At 40.5% G+C, this 16,848-nt stretch carries 16 protein-coding genes; 12 read left to right on the top strand and 4 right to left on the bottom strand.

Going from position 1 to position 16,848, the window contains the following annotated elements; translation table 11 throughout:
• Positions 1–37 precede the first annotated feature (37 nt).
• The 5 genes from VB715_RS05945 to ribBA all read left to right on the top strand — a co-directional run bounded on the left by VB715_RS05945 (position 38) and on the right by ribBA (position 6,636).
• A complete protein-coding gene (locus VB715_RS05945; RefSeq protein ID WP_323300284.1) occupies positions 38–1,354 on the top strand; it encodes an aminopeptidase P N-terminal domain-containing protein in 1,317 nt (438 codons plus the stop codon).
• 153 nt (positions 1,355–1,507) lie between these two features.
• Positions 1,508–2,500 (top strand): hypothetical protein, encoded by a 993-nt coding sequence (locus VB715_RS05940; RefSeq protein WP_323300283.1) that lies wholly within the window; start codon positions 1,508–1,510, stop codon positions 2,498–2,500.
• Positions 2,501–2,564: 64 nt separating this feature from the next.
• Positions 2,565–3,338: a 1-(5-phosphoribosyl)-5-[(5-phosphoribosylamino)methylideneamino]imidazole-4-carboxamide isomerase gene (gene hisA / locus VB715_RS05935; RefSeq protein WP_323300282.1), complete on the top strand. Its 774-nt coding sequence runs from the start codon at positions 2,565–2,567 to the stop codon at positions 3,336–3,338.
• 94 nt (positions 3,339–3,432) lie between these two features.
• Entirely contained in the window at positions 3,433–4,842 is a 1,410-nt protein-coding gene (locus VB715_RS05930; RefSeq protein WP_323300281.1) for a chromate transporter, read from the top strand.
• A gap of 120 nt (positions 4,843–4,962) precedes the next feature.
• On the top strand, positions 4,963–6,636 hold the full coding sequence (ribBA, locus tag VB715_RS05925; RefSeq protein ID WP_323300280.1) for a bifunctional 3,4-dihydroxy-2-butanone-4-phosphate synthase/GTP cyclohydrolase II: 1,674 nt from the start codon (positions 4,963–4,965) through the stop codon (positions 6,634–6,636).
• Between the two features lie 121 nt (positions 6,637–6,757).
• On the opposite strand, the gene VB715_RS05920 is transcribed toward ribBA, so the two are convergent.
• A complete protein-coding gene (locus VB715_RS05920; RefSeq protein WP_323300279.1) occupies positions 6,758–8,410 on the bottom strand; it encodes a hypothetical protein in 1,653 nt (550 codons plus the stop codon).
• A 287-nt stretch (positions 8,411–8,697) separates the two neighbouring features.
• Between VB715_RS05920 and VB715_RS05915 the strand changes: the two genes are divergently transcribed.
• Both VB715_RS05915 and VB715_RS05910 read left to right on the top strand, forming a co-directional pair.
• Positions 8,698–9,117: a heavy metal-responsive transcriptional regulator gene (locus VB715_RS05915; RefSeq protein ID WP_323300278.1), complete on the top strand. Its 420-nt coding sequence runs from the start codon at positions 8,698–8,700 to the stop codon at positions 9,115–9,117.
• A 37-nt stretch (positions 9,118–9,154) separates the two neighbouring features.
• On the top strand, positions 9,155–9,712 hold the full coding sequence (locus VB715_RS05910; protein ID WP_323300277.1) for a hypothetical protein: 558 nt from the start codon (positions 9,155–9,157) through the stop codon (positions 9,710–9,712).
• A 46-nt stretch (positions 9,713–9,758) separates the two neighbouring features.
• On the opposite strand, the gene VB715_RS05905 is transcribed toward VB715_RS05910, so the two are convergent.
• Both VB715_RS05905 and VB715_RS05900 read right to left on the bottom strand, forming a co-directional pair.
• The gene (locus VB715_RS05905) at positions 9,759–11,462 is read right to left on the bottom strand and encodes a mechanosensitive ion channel family protein (RefSeq protein WP_323300276.1); all 1,704 of its coding nucleotides are present in this window, start codon (positions 11,460–11,462) and stop codon (positions 9,759–9,761) included.
• A gap of 186 nt (positions 11,463–11,648) precedes the next feature.
• On the bottom strand, positions 11,649–12,152 hold the full coding sequence (locus VB715_RS05900; protein ID WP_323300275.1) for a formylmethanofuran dehydrogenase subunit E family protein: 504 nt from the start codon (positions 12,150–12,152) through the stop codon (positions 11,649–11,651).
• Positions 12,153–12,356: 204 nt separating this feature from the next.
• Between VB715_RS05900 and cbiM the strand changes: the two genes are divergently transcribed.
• The 5 genes from cbiM to fabF all read left to right on the top strand — a co-directional run bounded on the left by cbiM (position 12,357) and on the right by fabF (position 16,100).
• Positions 12,357–13,073 carry a cobalt transporter CbiM gene (gene cbiM / locus VB715_RS05895; RefSeq protein ID WP_323300274.1) on the top strand — a complete coding sequence of 239 codons (717 nt, stop codon included), beginning with the start codon at positions 12,357–12,359 and terminating at the stop codon, positions 13,071–13,073.
• A gap of 57 nt (positions 13,074–13,130) precedes the next feature.
• Positions 13,131–13,496 carry a PDGLE domain-containing protein gene (locus VB715_RS05890; RefSeq protein ID WP_323300273.1) on the top strand — a complete coding sequence of 122 codons (366 nt, stop codon included), beginning with the start codon at positions 13,131–13,133 and terminating at the stop codon, positions 13,494–13,496.
• Positions 13,497–13,544: 48 nt separating this feature from the next.
• Positions 13,545–14,318: a cobalt ECF transporter T component CbiQ gene (cbiQ, locus tag VB715_RS05885; RefSeq protein WP_323300272.1), complete on the top strand. Its 774-nt coding sequence runs from the start codon at positions 13,545–13,547 to the stop codon at positions 14,316–14,318.
• A 193-nt stretch (positions 14,319–14,511) separates the two neighbouring features.
• Positions 14,512–14,751 (top strand): acyl carrier protein, encoded by a 240-nt coding sequence (gene acpP / locus VB715_RS05880; RefSeq protein ID WP_323300271.1) that lies wholly within the window; start codon positions 14,512–14,514, stop codon positions 14,749–14,751.
• Between the two features lie 98 nt (positions 14,752–14,849).
• The gene (fabF, locus tag VB715_RS05875) at positions 14,850–16,100 is read left to right on the top strand and encodes a beta-ketoacyl-ACP synthase II (RefSeq protein WP_323300270.1); all 1,251 of its coding nucleotides are present in this window, start codon (positions 14,850–14,852) and stop codon (positions 16,098–16,100) included.
• 242 nt (positions 16,101–16,342) lie between these two features.
• On the opposite strand, the gene VB715_RS05870 is transcribed toward fabF, so the two are convergent.
• Positions 16,343–16,711 carry a hypothetical protein gene (locus VB715_RS05870; RefSeq protein WP_323300269.1) on the bottom strand — a complete coding sequence of 123 codons (369 nt, stop codon included), beginning with the start codon at positions 16,709–16,711 and terminating at the stop codon, positions 16,343–16,345.
• Positions 16,712–16,848: the final 137 nt, after the last annotated feature.

The raw sequence follows: 16,848 nt of genomic DNA, 5'->3' as shown, positions 1-16,848 counted from the left end.
TAACTTAATAAGTTAGTAAACATTGTGATGGCAGATTATGGGCATTGAGTGGAGCGAATACCGTCAAAGACGAGAAAAATTGATGGAAAAAATGGGCAAAGGAACGGCAATTTTTCGCAGTGCGCCAACTTCAGTTATGCACAATGATGTTGAATATGTTTTTCGTCAGGATAGTGATTTTTTCTATTTAACGGGATTTAATGAACCAGAAGCGGTTGCTGTTTTGGCCCCTCATCATGAAGAACACCGTTTTATCTTATTTATACAACCCAAAGATCCTGAAAAAGAGACATGGACAGGGTATCGGTGTGGGGTAGAAGGGGCCAAAGAAAAGTATAGTGCAGATGAAGCTTATCCCATCGCAGAATTAGATGAAAAATTACCTCAATATCTCAAGAAAGCAGATCGAATTTATTATCATTTAGGTAGAGATAAGCATTTTAACGATGTCATTTTATCCCATTGGCAAAGCTTAATGGCAACCTATCCTAAGCGGGGAACTGGCCCAGTTGCTATTGAAGATACTAACCATATTCTTCACCCCATGCGACAGGTAAAAAGTGCCTCTGAATTAGGGATGTTACGTCAAGCGATGGACATTTCTGCTTCTGCTCATAACCGGGCCAGAGAATTTGTAAAAGCGGGTCATTATGAGTATCAAATTCAAGCAGAAATTGAACATACTTTTCGACTTCATGGGGGAATGGGGCCGGCTTATCCTTCTATTGTGGCATCGGGTTCTAATGCTTGTATTCTTCATTATATTGAGAATAACCGTCAGATTCAAGAAAATGATTTATTGTTAATTGATGCGGGTTGTTCCTATGGTTATTATAATGGGGATATTACCCGAACTTTTCCCGTCAATGGTAAGTTTACGGGGGAACAAAAAGCCATTTATGAGTTGGTACTAGAAGCTCAATTAAAAGCCATTGAATCGGTGAAACCTGGAAACCCATATAATGAGTTTCATGATATGGCGGTTTGTGTTTTGGTACAGGGATTAATCGATTTAGGATTATTAAAAGGAGACTTAGAGGAGATAATTAAAGAGGAAAAATATAAGCCTTTTTATATGCACAAAACTGGCCATTGGTTGGGTTTAGATGTGCATGATGTGGGGGTTTATAAACAAGGGGAAGAAACTTGGCTTCCCTTAGAAGCAGGTCATGTTTTAACCGTTGAACCTGGTATTTATATAGGCCCCGATATTAAACCCGCAGAAGGACAACCAGAAATTCCTGAAAGATGGCGCGGTATTGGTATTAGAATTGAGGATGATATTTTAGTAACAGAAACGGGTCATGAGGTTTTAACTGCTGCTGTTCCTAAAGCAATTGATGACATTGTTTAAACACATTTTAATTCAAAAATTAGAATTGTCGATTATTTAGGTATTGGTGGTTCTCGTTATATTGGTAGTCCCAAACAACCAACTATTTTAGATTTAACTGTTAATCAAATAGTTCAAGTATAGACGTTTTCTAGCTCTTAAAGGAGAATTGTAATGTGGTTTGAAGAACTTACAGGTTTTTATGAACAGTCTCCTGAACAAGTTCGTAAAAATATGTCAGTTGAAGGGAAAGTGCTGAAATCTCATGTAAATGGCAAGGAATTTGTTAGCGGTATATTAGAAACCCCATCTTTAGGGGAATTGCGAAATCAAGTTTACTGTAGCAAAATACCCACTGGAAAAATATCTGTTCGTGAAGTCATAGCAGATGTTCAATCTCTGCACGCTAGTCAATCAAATGCTGATTGTCTCTTTCAGGTTGCTTCACAGTTTAACCTTCTTGAGATGGTATCTCCCACTGTCACCCCAGAAGATGGCATTGACAGATATGAGTATGATAGGACACAAGGACCAGCTTGTGCTATTGCAGCAGGAGCAGGAACTATTTATCGAAACTATTTTGCCAATGTTAATGGCAAAATAGGACAATCAACCGATAATCAAATAAATTGTCTGATTGATATGGGAGAAGCTTTAGGAAACTTAGATGATCGTCTTTGGGTAATGAAAAATGGTTATGCTTTAGCTTCTGAGCAAGGCTTAATTGAAATTACAGATCGACTTAAATTAGCCAATAAATCTGAGATTGATCAATTGAGACAGTTATTACGCATTGGTATTCAATGGAATACCGAAGTAACCATTGCTAACTCAAGACACACTGTATCACAAGCTTATTGCTCTGCCCTACCAGTTGCCTATTCACCTCACTCCTCTCAACTATGGTCAGAATTTGCACAACTTATTTTGGAAGCATCTTATGAGTCAATCTTTTGTGCAGGTATTTTGAATTATCTCCGCAACGGAAACAAGACAATATACTTGACACTTCTTGGTGGTGGTGCCTTCGGTAACGAAATAGAATGGATAATCAAGGCAATTTATCGTTCCCTAAAACTCTATCAAAATGTAGCCCTTGATGTAGCAATAGTAAGCCGTGGAAATTCTAACAGATACCTTCAGACATTGATCGACTTTATGGGCTAATGCTTAATTGTTCTCAGTCGTTATTACCGTTATTATTATTCATAGAGTTATGAAAATAGATTAAATGGACGTTATCCCTGCGATCGATCTGCTTGAAGGACGTTGTGTTCGTCTTTATCAAGGTGACTATCAACAATCCCAAGTTTATAACGACAACCCCGTAGAAGTGGCGCGACAATGGGCCGATGAAGGGGCCACCCGTTTGCATTTGGTAGACCTTGATGGAGCAAAACAGGGCAAACCTGTTAACCTAAATACTATAGAGGCGATCGCCAGGGCCATTTCCATTCCCGTACAGGTAGGGGGAGGATTACGCGATCGCAACAGTGTTGCTCAACTCATTAAGTTAGGGGTTGATCGTGCCATTCTGGGGACGGTTGCAGTGGAAAACCCCGACTTAGTGCAACAACTCTGTCAAGAATTTCCTGGCAAAATAGCTGTAGGAATTGATGCAAGAAATGGGAAAGTTGCCACCAGAGGATGGTTAGAAACCTCAGAAGTGTTAGCGACAGACTTGGCCCAAAAAATGGCAGCATTAGGGGTAACAGCCATTATTTACACGGATATACACCGAGACGGGACATTACAAGGGCCTAACCGTGAAGCCTTACGAGAATTAGCGAATCATGTTAACATCCCTATCATTGCATCAGGGGGAGTCAGTTCCCTCACCGACGTTTTAGGATTATTAGCATTAGAACCCATTGGCGTGACGGGGGTAATTATCGGCAAAGCTTTGTATACTGGGGATGTTAGCTTAACGGAAGCAGTCCGCGCAGTAGGACAGGGAAGATGGCAAGATGTACCCCCAGACTTCGGATCATCGGCTTTTGGTTAGTTTTGTCAAAATTCTTGGATCTCTAATCAGCCAACCAATAACTTATCCTTGGGGACGATCTAGGTTAATCTTCTAACAAAATGATTTTCCAAGGATGTCATGTAAAAAGTTCGATCACTGGCAAGACATAGAAAGGGTGGAAATTTTGGATCGGGAGAGCTTAGAATTTACTCTTGTATCTGATCGTTTATGGACATTAGCTAAGTTATTTCTAAAGCTCAGTATCTTGGGTTTTGGAGGCGCACACGCCACTATAGCCATGATGAACGATGAAGCGGTAGTGAGACGCAAATGGTTAACCACGGAACAATTTACTGAAGGTCTAGCTCTTTGTGAGATCTTACCTGGGCCAGCTTCTACTCAGATGGGAATTTATATCGGTTATCTTTTGGCGGGACAAATTGGTGCATTAATTGCGGGGTTATGTTTTATCATTCCTGCGTTTTTAATTCTTGTCTTACTCAGTTGGATATATTTTACTTGGGAAAAATTACCCCAACTTGAAGGGATTCTTTTTGGGGTTTCTTCAGTGGTTATAGGGATCATCTTTTCCTTTTGTTGGCAATTAGGTCAAAAAGCATTAACTAATAATTTTGCTAGGGCGATCGCGGTTTTTGTTTTTTTCCTCAGTTTATTTTCCCAGGTTAGTCTCCTGCTACAATTTATGATTTCGGGACTAGCAGGACTGTGGTTTTATTATTTCAAGAATAAGTCTTTTATTTTCAAAAATTTTAGGATGATTTTTGCAATATTTATCCCAGCAGAAGCTATCGTGATATCTGGTTTTTACACAGGGGAACAGATGAGACAATGCTTGGTTTCCTGGAGTTGCTTTTTCTCGACAACAAGTAACTTTATTTTGACCAAATTACTCGCAATTATTCCCTATCCAATTTTTCAGGAAACTCTCTCAACAGAAATTATAACAGTGTCTAGTTTTTGGGGATGGGAACATATTAAGAGATTTTTTATTCCCCTGAGTTGGTTTTTCTTAAAAACAGGAACCTTAACTTTTGGCGGAGCTTTAGTGATTATTCCTGTGCTAAAACTTAATGTGGTCGATAAGTTTCATTGGTTAAACTTAACTGAATTTATCAATGGCATTGCCCTCGGTCAAATTTCTCCGGGGCCAGTCACCTTAAGTTCGGCTTTTATCGGATACAAAATAGCAGGATTTTGGGGAGCAATTATTGCTACTGTGGCTGTTTTTATGCCATCATTCATGTTTATTATGATAGCGGCTCCCCTGTGGTTAAAACTGCGTAATAGCATCAGAGTTCGTGCTTTTATTAAGGGGGTAACTCCCGCCGTAGTTGGAGCGATCACAGCTATCTCTGTTTCCTTATTAATAAATACTTTGTCTCAGTTTACTTTTGTTGAGTCAATGATCGCTGTCATCATTGTCCTAGCTGCGTTAGTCGCTTTATTGTGTTACCAAATACCCACTTGGGTGTTGATTGCTTTGGGAGCTATAATTAAACCCTTAGTAACAATAATCACTTAATTACTGTATTTGATAAACCCACTCAATATTCTATCACCAAAAAAGTTCATGCCCAACACAGTTAGAAGAATCCGCTACAATTTAGAATAGGATAAGTTCTACTAATTTAACCAATAACTTGTGAACGCCTCACAAACCTTAATGCCTGAATTTGACCCCATTGATGCTGCCTTAGCTGATATTAAATCTGGCCGCGCTATTATTGTCGTAGATGATGAGAACCGCGAAAATGAAGGCGATCTCATCTGTGCTGCCCAATTTGCCACCCCTAATATGATAAATTTTATGGCAGTAGAGGCCAGGGGATTGATCTGTTTAGCCATGCAAGGGGAACGGTTAGACGCGCTAGATCTGCCCTTAATGGTCACAAAAAACACCGATAGCAACCAAACCGCATTTACCGTCAGTATCGATGCGTCACCTCATCTTGGTGTCACCACAGGCATTTCCGCAGAAGACCGGGCCCGCACCATTCAAGTTGCCATTAATCCTAACACCCAATCCGACGATTTAACCCGTCCTGGTCATATTTTTCCCATCCGTGCAAAAGAAGGAGGGGTTCTCAAACGGGCCGGCCATACAGAGGCCGCAGTAGACTTATCTAGGTTAGCAGGACTTTATCCGGCCGGGGTGATCTGTGAGATCCAAAACCCTGATGGTTCGATGGCCCGACTGCCTGAACTATTTGATTATGCCAAAAAACACGATCTAAAACTAATTAGTATTGCCGATTTAATTAGTTATCGTTTGAAACATGATCGTTTTGTTTATTTAGAAACAGTGTGTCAGTTTCCTAGTCAGTTTGGAACCTTTAAAATATATGCTTATCGCAATGTTTTAGATGAAACGGAACACGTTGCTATAGTAAAAGGTGATCCTGCTGAGTTTAAAGATCATTCTGTTATGGTAAGAATGCACTCCGAATGTTTAACCGGAGATGCTTTAGGATCTTTACGTTGTGACTGTCGAATGCAGCTACAAACAGCACTTAAAATGATAGAAGAAGCCGGGTTAGGTGTGGTGGTTTATTTACGACAGGAAGGCCGAGGAATAGGGTTAGTTAATAAATTAAAAGCTTATTCTTTGCAAGATATGGGACTAGATACCGTAGAAGCAAATGAACGATTAGGGTTTCCCGCAGATTTACGAGACTATGGAATGGGGGCCCAAATGTTGAATGATTTGGGCGTTAAAAAAATTCGTCTCATTACTAATAATCCTCGAAAAATTGCCGGGTTAAAAGGGTATGGTTTAGAAGTAGTAGATCGTCTTCCTTTGTTAATAGAATCCAATAATTATAATTCAAGTTACTTAGCAACCAAAGCAGAAAAATTAGGGCATTTACTCCTACAAACCTATTTAATTACTATTGCCATCGATTGGGACATAAAAACAGGTTCAGTCACAGAACGTTATGCTAATTTAGAACAGGTTCGTCAATTAAGTCGTTCCGCACAATTATTATTACAAGAAGAAACAAGACCCGTTGCGATCGCCTTATTTGAACACCCTTCTTTAATTTTTCATCTAGGGTTTGAACAGGCCCAAATGGTGGCTCATAATTGGTATCATCAAGGGAAACATCCTTATGTTCAGGCAATTCTGAATATTTTAGATGATCTTGTTACTTGGCCTAATATTAAACGCTTAGAATTTTTAATTTCTGCGGGAGATGATCCCATGTTAGGGTTACAAGTTAAATTAGATCGTCATAGCTTTCCCTTAACAAAAAAACCCTCTATTTGTACCCTTCCCTGGGAACTGCAAACCATTTATAGTTTTACGCAAACATAGGACATTAGGGAAAGTTGCAATCTTGTTGTAGGGGTCAACGGCCGTTGACCCCTACTTTTGGTATACCATAAAAAAACAGGCTAAAGCCTAATTCTAGAAAAACGAAGGCTACCTTCCTAGCCTAGATTTTGGTGTTTTTTTTCAAGATAGTTGACCCTAACCCAACCATTCCTAGACCCAATAATGCAACGATTGAAGATGGTTCAGGAGTCGTTCTTGTGACATAAATACCGGCCCAACTTTCCTCCTCATTGCCCATACTAGCAGCGATCGCTAACCACCCATTCCGTAACCCATCTCTTTCGATGGCCAAGGAGGTAATGGGTAAACCGGACGCTTCAGGATCAAGGACACTACCATCCATCCCTGTTTCTACCACCGTCATCAAAGGTAAATCACGGCCTAATTGAATATAAATGCCATCTTTTCCCGTCTCCACATCAGGCCCCGTTGTCCCTTTAAACGCCACCTGAGAACCACTTAAAGCGGCAAAAGCAGAAGAACGCCACCGGGCCGCTTCCCCATCTTCCTCATTTTCTGAACCTGGAACCATCCCCGAAAAGTTCCAAAAGAGGAAGGTAGAAAAGTCAACCCCTGTTTGGGCCACTAAACGAGTCCCCATTGTTGCCAAATCAGTTACAAAAATGCCTTGATTGGCCAATACATCAAAGGCAAATTGACCCCCACCAATACCATTGGGGTTAGTCTCTGATTCTTCTAAACAAAATTGTAGTCGTTCTTGATTTCCCTCATCAGGACAAGTCACAATCTGGGTAAAGAAGTCTGTTCCCCAGGCCCCCCAAAAAGCGACGGATTTACCATCAAAGGATAATCCTTCCCCAATGGACTTTAAACCCCCAGGATCGTTAATTAAATCTGATAATCCTCCAATACTGACTAAAGATTGCAAATTAGTGGGATTATCCAGGGAAGATAAATAAATCCCCCCTAATGTGGGACTTGCTTCATTATCCACCCCGACAAACACCGCTTGACCATTGGCCGCACTGGGTGGGGCCGTTGAGCCAAATTCTGTCCCAGTACCAGGAATTAGGGTGTTACTATCGGCAATAAGTTGCACAGGAGAAAGTCCACCATTTTCAACCACATTACGGAAATATACCCCTGTTTGGGGATTCAAGCTTTCATCTGTCCAATTTCCTTTAAAAACCAGGGTGTCCCCATCTGTTACCCCAGGGGCCCCCGGAAACTGGTCAAATTTCCTTCCTGGTGTGGTTCCAGGCACACTAAAGAAGTCAAATTCGGGGATTGCACCCAATTGACTGACCCCCGTAATTAAGGGCCCTGTATCCTGGGTATAAATGCCAGAAGTCCCTAACCTGGTGTCATCAGGTAACTGCCAAACGGGATTAGATTGACCTCGTGAGGCAACGCGATCGCTATTTTGGTCAATACGAGGAAAGGCCGGAAATTCTGTAAAGTTGGCCATGGTGTTATTGGGTTCGGGGACTTCCATCCCACGGGTTGCAACGGGGAGAATATTCGCACCAGGACTATTCATATTACGGGTAAAAATTCCTGTGGCCGGTTGACCACCTCCCCCTTGACTGCGGCCCCGAAACACAACGAACCCATTACTATTAACAGAAGGAGGATTATAACTGTTAAAAAGGCGATTAGTATCAGGAACTAAATCACCATTATTCACTACAGTATTAAAGTTAAAACTCCCTGCCTCGGCTGGATTTCCTAATGCGACAAAACCCGTTAAAGCGAGGATACTTACTGGGAAAAAATTGAAAAATTTGGACATATTTTTTTGGGAGTGTATACGTTTACTAAAAGTTGACCACAATACTTTAATGATTAAGGAAAAACCGATCAAAAAATTAATATCTTAATATTTTTTAATCTTTACTTTTTTATTTTTTTTCATCCAATATTAAGCTAAATTTTGCTAACTAAATATGATTTACTTGTCCCCTATTGTCTATTTATGGCTGGACTAAATATTACAATATATTGCAATTCTTCGATCACATCTTGACCTTATACTTGGGTATAAGCGTTAGTCTATAGGTAGCTCAAAGGTAATACTCCATGAAAGAAATGTTAACCATTAGTGAAGTGGCTCACCAATTGAGTCTCAACCCTCAAACCATTTACTTTTACGAGAGAATTGGGCTAATTCCAGCCCCCCGTCGCAGTGGAGGAGGATATCGGTTATTTAGTAAGGAAGATGTGACTAGATTGTCTTTAATTATAGGCTTGAAAAGTTTAGATCTTACCTTAGAGGAAATTAGATGGATTCTCAAGCTTAAAGATAATCATGGCTTAACTTGTCAGCAAGTAGCTCAAGAGTTGCAAGATAAAATTATCCAACTCGATGCAAAAATTGCTCAGATGCAAACCCTACGCACTGAGTTAACCAACCTCTTCAATGAGTGCCAATCTCGGATTCAATCTCATCTTCAACCCTGTGAAGGTTCAGGGAGCAGGTGCTGCAACATACCCGATTAATGGGACGGCATTACCCGATTCCAGCGTACATACAGAAATGATAACCGAAGCAACCGTTTATTCTGCTGGAGCCATGTTGATCATTCAGAAACTGGATGGTAGTCGTAGTGATGTGGCAGAGGGAGATCTTCTCTGGAACGGTAGCCAGTGGGTAGATGCTAACCCTAGTGACCCCACTGATATCTACGATCCACTCACAGGTATTACCTTCGCTGGAGAACTTAACGTGGGTGGCAAGGTGATCTATGGTCTTTCCGAAGGTGGGTGGAGTCCAACAGAAGTTGGAGACTATCGGATTACATTTTACATAGCTCCTAATGCTAACGCGACACTTGACGGTGCAGGTATCCGACTGGCTGCCGAGGAAGAGGTTACAGCGATCGCCTCTGAGGAAGGTAGCGATATCGGTGGTGGCAATGGGTTTGTCTTGGGAGGTTTGAACCTAACCTATATCGATATTAGTGTGGTCGATGGTGGTGGCGGTAGCGGTAATGGCCGACAAAATGATAGCCTCAGTGGAACCTCTCTTGATTTTAATGCGATCGCTGCTGAGATTAGCGGTTTGACAGCAACAAACAATGATGTTTTCATCTAATTCAATTAACTTTTCATGGTGGGGGCGAACGGTTGTTCGCCCCTAGCTAATGGTTGGAATGATTTTGATCGTAATTCTGGTTCAAAATGTTAGTAATAGGATCGATCTTAAAGCCTGGCGCGGTATAATTTTCCGGTAAGTAATCAGCAGGAATCGTATTATGATTACCGTCTCGCAAAGCAGCATAATGAGGAGACAGGATTTCAATATCTCCCTCTGCACATTTATCTTGAATATTTTGATGCAGTTCTGAATAAATTTCTGCCATTTTTGTTGATTCATTGGTATAGGCATTAATTTCATAACTGATATAAAAATCATTCAACGCAGTTTGTAAGACAAACGGAGGTGGCTCTTTTAAAATATAGTTACTTGCTTGGGCCGCAGCAATTAAGGTTTGATGAACGTGCCGCCAAGGAATATCATACCCCAGAGTAATAGTTGTATGTAAAATTAAAGGACGTTGCAGATCTCTAGCTAAGGCACTAAAATTAATAACATTACTATTCATTATCACAGAATTGGGAATAGTAATCACCACATTTTTAATCGTGCGAATTCGCGTGACTAACAAAGTTTTGTCTAAAACATCCCCAACAGCATCCCCAATTTTTACCCGATCTGAAACTTGAAAAGCACGGGTATAAATTAACACAAATCCTGATACCGTATTCGAGACAACTCCTGTAGACCCCAAAGTAAATAAAAGGGCCAGAAAGGCAGAAACTCCTTGAAATGCGGGGGAATTAAAGCCTGGTAAATAAGGGAAGGCAAATACCGCAGCTAAAGCAATGGTTAACCAGGTTAATATTCGATAAGTCGGTTGGGCCCATTCAGAATAAAAACCAATAAAAGAGATATTTCCTGTTTCTATTTCCCCGAAAATCCACTTGAGAAAACGAAGACTATAATACGTTAAATAGATAATAATTGAAACAATAAAAATATTCGGTAAATAACCGACAAGTGCAGTCGAAACTAGATTAATTGCCCTAAGTAAATAATCAAATAGAATACGACCAACTTGCCTGGTTTGGGGGAAAAACCCTAAAACAACAGGAAGAAACGCATAAAGAATAAAGAAAGTCAGAGAAATGCGAATAACTTTAACAATTTTCTTGAAGATTTTGGTTAATCTTTCTGCTGATAAAAGTTCTAAATTTTGTATTCTAATTGAGGGAATTAATGTACCTTGCCAACTATCTAAAAGACTATAAAAATAAGGAAAAATAACATCAAAAATCTTTAAGGTTAATAATAATATCAGAAAAGTTACAATCGTAAAAATAATTCCTAAAACCCAATAAAAAGGCTGTCTCTCTCGGCGATATCGTTTAATAGCCTTTTGAATGATTTTTAAACGTTCTTCTGCTAATTTTTGACGAGATTCATAGGCAGATTTTGCATCGTCTTCGGTAATCGTAGTTAAAGTCTTTCCTTTATATAAAAGAACAATAATATTGCCTTTATCGTCTAAATCAAAATCATCATCATTAATTTCTAAGGAATCATCATTAGCCAGTTTATTAAGTCTTCTGTTGATAATATCTGCTCGTTCTTCCGCAGAAATAGAACCAGTTGGATTCTGAATCATAAAGAGGGTATCATCATCTAAAACAACCGGAAAATTTTCTGTTTTTTCGGGAGTATCTAGACTGTATATTGGGGAAAAAATGTTAGTTGAGAAAACAATAATTAGGGTTGTTAAAAAAATACAAATTACTTTTATAAGCTGGTTTTTTTTCTTCATTTTTTGTTTAATATTTATTGTTTTCATATAATTTTAGCCCATTTCCCCTTAACTAAGAAAATAAAAAATAGCCTAAATCAATTGTGACTAAGGTTTCAAGATTTGGGTCATTTTTTTAGATTATTTTTAGAAGATCGGTGTTAAGTTGGTTAGAAATTTAAGTTATTTAGATAAGATTTGGATGATTTAGTCAATTTTCACAGAAAAAAGGTCATCAGCAGGGGCATTCATTACCGCATCATAGCGTTCTCTTTCCGTTAAATTCTCATTCCAAGTATCTAACTGTGAGCGAGTGGATAAGGGTAAGATATATTGTAGCGATCGCCCAGTCTTTTTGTTTTTAAGAATAGCGACCCCAAAAGTCTTAATATTAACCGTAGATGGTACAACTTTTAAAGAATTTTGACCAGGGGTTGCTCCTGTAGCAATCATTAAACCATCAGCGACACAGGGACAAGGCGTAAACTGGCCATCTTGATAGATAACAGTCAATTCACCTGGTTTTGCCTCTAATTTTTCCATCGCATCAAGTCCGATACGAATACCCATGGCCACATAGGAACCAAAACCCCCATGAATACGCCTTCCTAATTGTACCCACTCATCAGGGGTTTCCGAGCGCACAATTTTGGGAAAACTTACTAAGGAAAAATTGACTAAAATTAGGGTAAGGAATAATCTGAAAAACATTTAAAGATTGCTCAAACTTTAAAGATAATTTTGTCCTTCAATCATAGCAATTTTTAGCAAAATCCCCCTTTACCCACAGATTTTTAAGACTAGGTTAACTCCCCCTAAATCTAAAGATGTTGTAAAAATCCCCCCTAAGAGCATTGAAAGATCTTACAAAGGTAAACAAGATTAAAAATAGGGAGACTTCTAGCCTTTAATTTTATGCTCAGCTTGATTCAATTTTCTAGATTGCCAACTTATTTGGCCCTGCATATTCCTGATGGGTTTTTAAGCTTACCAGTTAGTCTGTTTTGCTGGATAATTGCTCTTGTTTTAATTGCGGTATCCTTAAAACGGGTACAAAAAGATTATCAAGAACGAACCGTTCCCTTAATGGGGGTTTGTGCTGCCTTTATTTTCGCGGCCCAGATGATTAATTTTCCTATTCCTGGGGGAACATCAGGACACCTTTTAGGGGGAACCCTGGCCGGTATTTTGTTGGGGCCTTGGGCCGGAACCCTGGTGATGACAGTGGTGTTTATTGTGCAGGCCGTTTTATTCCAAGATGGGGGTTTAACTGTCTTGGGGGCCAATATTGTCAATATGGGACTCTTAGGCACATTTTGCGGCTATTACCTTTATAAATCTATTCGGGTTACTTTAGGTCGTCAGTCCTGGAATAGTATGGCGATCGCCACCGTTGTTGCTTCCTGGTTTAGTGTGGTGATCGCTGCGGTAATGACGGCAGTCCAACTCGCCTTATCAGAAACTGTACCTTTTACCATAGCTATGATCGCAATGGTATCTTGGCATCTTGTCATCGGTGTCGGAGAAGCCATTATTACTTTAATTGCTATCAGTTTTGTCTGGCGATCGCGCCCCGATCTTCTTTATGATCCGCCCCATTCTCTTAAGTTTAACCCCGACGCAAGATCTTAATCCCGACTTTGGGCAGCCACTGAGGGTTTGCCCCTACTAAATTTCTGGTACTTCAAAATGACTGATAATCTTCCTCATAAACGCAATCGCCTGTTAATTGTCACCGGATTGGGCATTGCTTTAATCATTGCCATCTTTGTCTCTCCCTTTGCCAGTCAAAATCCTGATGGTTTAGATCGGGTGTCTCAAGATTTAGAATTTGATCATAAGGCAGTTGAAGACGCACCCGCCCAAAAATTGCCTTTTTATCACGTTTTTGAATCCTATGACCTACGGGGTGTTCCCGAAGGTTTAGCTAGGCCCCTCGCGGGTTTAGTAGGAACTCTGGTAACGTTTGGCATTGCTTGGGGGGCAGGAAAATTGTTGAGCCGACCCACGACTAATCATCCTCCATCACATCAAGAAGGAACAGATACAGAGTAAAGATTGCTTAATAATAGTTAACATAAGACGGTTAATGATTGTTAAGGTATGCTGTTGCACATCCATTCCCTTCTCAACTCAGCCAAAAAACAGCCCCGGACATTTTGGCATTCTCTTGCCCCGCAAACACGCTTACTGTGTACCTTAATCAGTGTTTTCGCCATCGCTTTAACCCCCAATGGACAATGGAAGACTTGGGGGGTTTATGGTTTGGGGGTGTTAATAACAATCTTCGTCAGTCGTGTTTCTTTGAGGCGTTTATTAGCCAGAGTTGTGATTGAATTTGCCTTTGTGGGGGTTGTTTTATTGGGAACCCTATTTCGTCCAGAAGGCCAAGTGATTTGGTCATGGGGAATCTTAAAAATTACCACCACAGGGGTAATGGTGTTAGGCAGTGTAACCCTGAAGGTGATGTTATCGTTGTTCGTTGTGAATACCTTAATTTTGACAACTTCGATCCCCGATCTCTTTCAAGCTTTGTTAGCCTTAAGAACACCGCCCTTATTAGTGGCCATAATGGCCTCAATGTACCGTTATATTGATGTCTTAAATCGAGAATTTACCAGCATGAGACGGGCCGCCATTTCTCGTAATCTAATGAGCAATCCTCAAATGATTCGTCAGGTTATGGGCAATGCCATCGGTTCTTTATTTATTCGGAGTTATGAGCGAGGAGAGTTAATTTATCAGGCCATGTTATCAAGGGGATATCAAGGAGTCCCATCATCCCCAGAGAAACTGATTTATAAAAAACGGGATATTGGGGCTTTGCTGTGGACGGGAATTATGGTGATTTTAGGACAAATCATCCATCTAATTTAGCTGCTCGCCGAATTGCCCTACTCTGAAAAATTCATCTTAAAATCCCTATTCCCTGACTGACCATTTACCGATAAGATAAAGGGTGCTGAATAAAACTCAACAGTAACACCAACCTAGGAAATGGTATATTCCGCCCCATTTCCCCCCGTTACGGTTAATCCGATGGGGTATCTAGCGGCAAATTAAAACCTTAATGAACCAAGATCTTTTTGAAAAAGTCAAAGCAATTGTGGCCGATCAACTCGAAGTTAAGGCCGAAGACATTAAACCAGAATCCAGTTTTGCCAATGATTTAGGGGCTGATTCCCTAGACACAGTAGAATTGGTCATGGCCCTAGAAGAAGAATTTGAAGTTGAAATTCCCGACGAGGTAGCTGAGCAGATTGATACTGTTGGCAAAGCAGTCAGTTATATTGAAGAACAGTCAGCTTAAACCTGTTGATGACTCAACGTTAATATCCTTATCTTCCTCCCTGACTCACCTTCCTAACTGTGATGCTGGGCGGACTAGGCTCTTATCAAGCAAAAATTATGACGAATTCACAATTAAAGCGAGTAGTGGTAACAGGGTTAGGCGCAATTACCCCCATTGGCAATACCCTAACGGAATATTGGGAGGGTTTGCTGAGCGGACGCAATGGGATCGGCGAAATTACCCATTTTGATGCCGCCCAACACGCTTGCCGAATTGCCGGGGAAGTAAAAGGATTTGACCCTCACAACTACTTAGATCGCAAAGAAGCGAAGCGGATGGATCGTTTTGCTCAATTTGGAGTAATAACAAGTCTACAGGCTTTAAAGGACTCACAGCTAGTCATTAATGACCTGAATGCAGACCAGGTAGGAGTGATTATTGGCACAGGGGTGGGTGGGATCAAAGTCCTCGAAGATCAACAAGAAATTTATTTAACCCGTGGCCCAAGTCGCTGTAGTCCCTTTATGATTCCCATGATGATCGGTAACATGGCGGCCGGGTTAACCGCCATTCATACCGGAGCAAAAGGGCCTAATACCTGTACCGTGACCGCTTGTGCTGCGGGTTCTAATGCCATTGGTGATGCTTTCCGACTCATTCAACAAGGTTATGCCAAAGCCATGATTTGTGGTGGCACAGAAGCAGCCGTTACCCCCCTCGGTTTAGGGGGATTTGCCGCAGCTAGGGCTTTATCCACCCGTAATGATGATCCAGCAACGGCCAGTCGCCCCTTTGACAAAGATCGAGATGGATTTGTGATGGGAGAAGGATCAGGGATCTTAGTGTTAGAAGAACTCGAACAGGCCTTAGACCGAGGAGCCAAAATTTATGGAGAAATAGTGGGTTATGCCATGACTTGTGATGCTTATCACATGACGGCCCCTGTTCCCGGTGGTCGTGGGGCAACCCGTGCCATGGAACTTGCTCTCAAAGACGGAGGCATTTCTCCTGAACAAGTGAGTTACATCAATGCTCATGGTACCAGCACCGCAGCTAATGATGTGACGGAAACTAAGGCGATCAAAAAAGCCCTGGGAAGCCATGCTTATAATATTGCCATTAGTTCCACAAAATCCATGACGGGTCATTTGTTAGGAGGATCGGGCGGCATTGAAGCTGTGGCCACCGTGATGGCGATCGCTAATGACAAAGTTCCCCCAACCATTAATTTAGAGAATCCTGATCCTGAGTGCGATCTTGATTATGTCCCCCATCAAAGTCGTCCTTTGATCGTAGATGTTGCCTTATCTAATTCCTTTGGATTTGGCGGTCATAATGTTACCTTAGCGTTTAAGAAATATACTTAATTGATCATTTAAGGGAACGGAGAACTAGAGGAGTGTAAGAGTAGATTAGGATCGTCAACTATGAAACATTCCTCATTAAGTTCTTTTGATAAAAATTATGCTCAAGAATTTATCTTTGGGGTTAAAATTCAGGGAAAACTTTATGGACAAAAAACAGTCCGCCGCAAAAAAAAGTGAATAAAGCGGCGGCTGAAAATGCTTTAAAAAAACTAAATCCGTGGCAATGAAATCCTAACTGTTGATTAATTAAGACACATCCTAATATTAGCTTTAGTGGTGTTTCCTTTCACTAAAATTGTGTATTTTTCCTGCCGTTTAGTGCGATAAAACCGTTCGGAAACCTTGAGAAATTTTGATGAGTTAGTTTGATAGGGGTCAATCATTTTTCCTTTACGGGATACGGCAACCGTTAAGTTATTATTCGCTTCAACCATTAATTGATTTTCTTGTTTAACTAAGAGAACAAATTCGTGTTCACTATTAATCATACCTTGATAAACGGCACAAAAATTCTCGCTAGGAAGATAAAAATTAGAGCGTATTACAGCTAGACTTGGCAAAGTTGTCATCCAGATGGTAGACATTACCAAAGGGGCTACAAATGATTTCAAAATCTTCAAAGACTCCAATGATTAAGAGATGGTGAGGTTATCAACAGGGTGATTAGCCTATAGAGACGAATAAAATTTAAATATGTTGCCAAAGTTGCCCAAAATTTTTGTTTTTAGCAATCTTATTCGGTTTTGTT

The sequence above is a fragment of the Crocosphaera sp. UHCC 0190 genome, assembly GCF_034932065.1.
In the GTDB taxonomy this organism is placed as follows: domain Bacteria; phylum Cyanobacteriota; class Cyanobacteriia; order Cyanobacteriales; family Microcystaceae; genus UHCC-0190.
The sequence above is the reverse complement of the archived record's forward strand: the minus strand, read 5'-3'. Positions and strand labels throughout refer to the sequence as shown.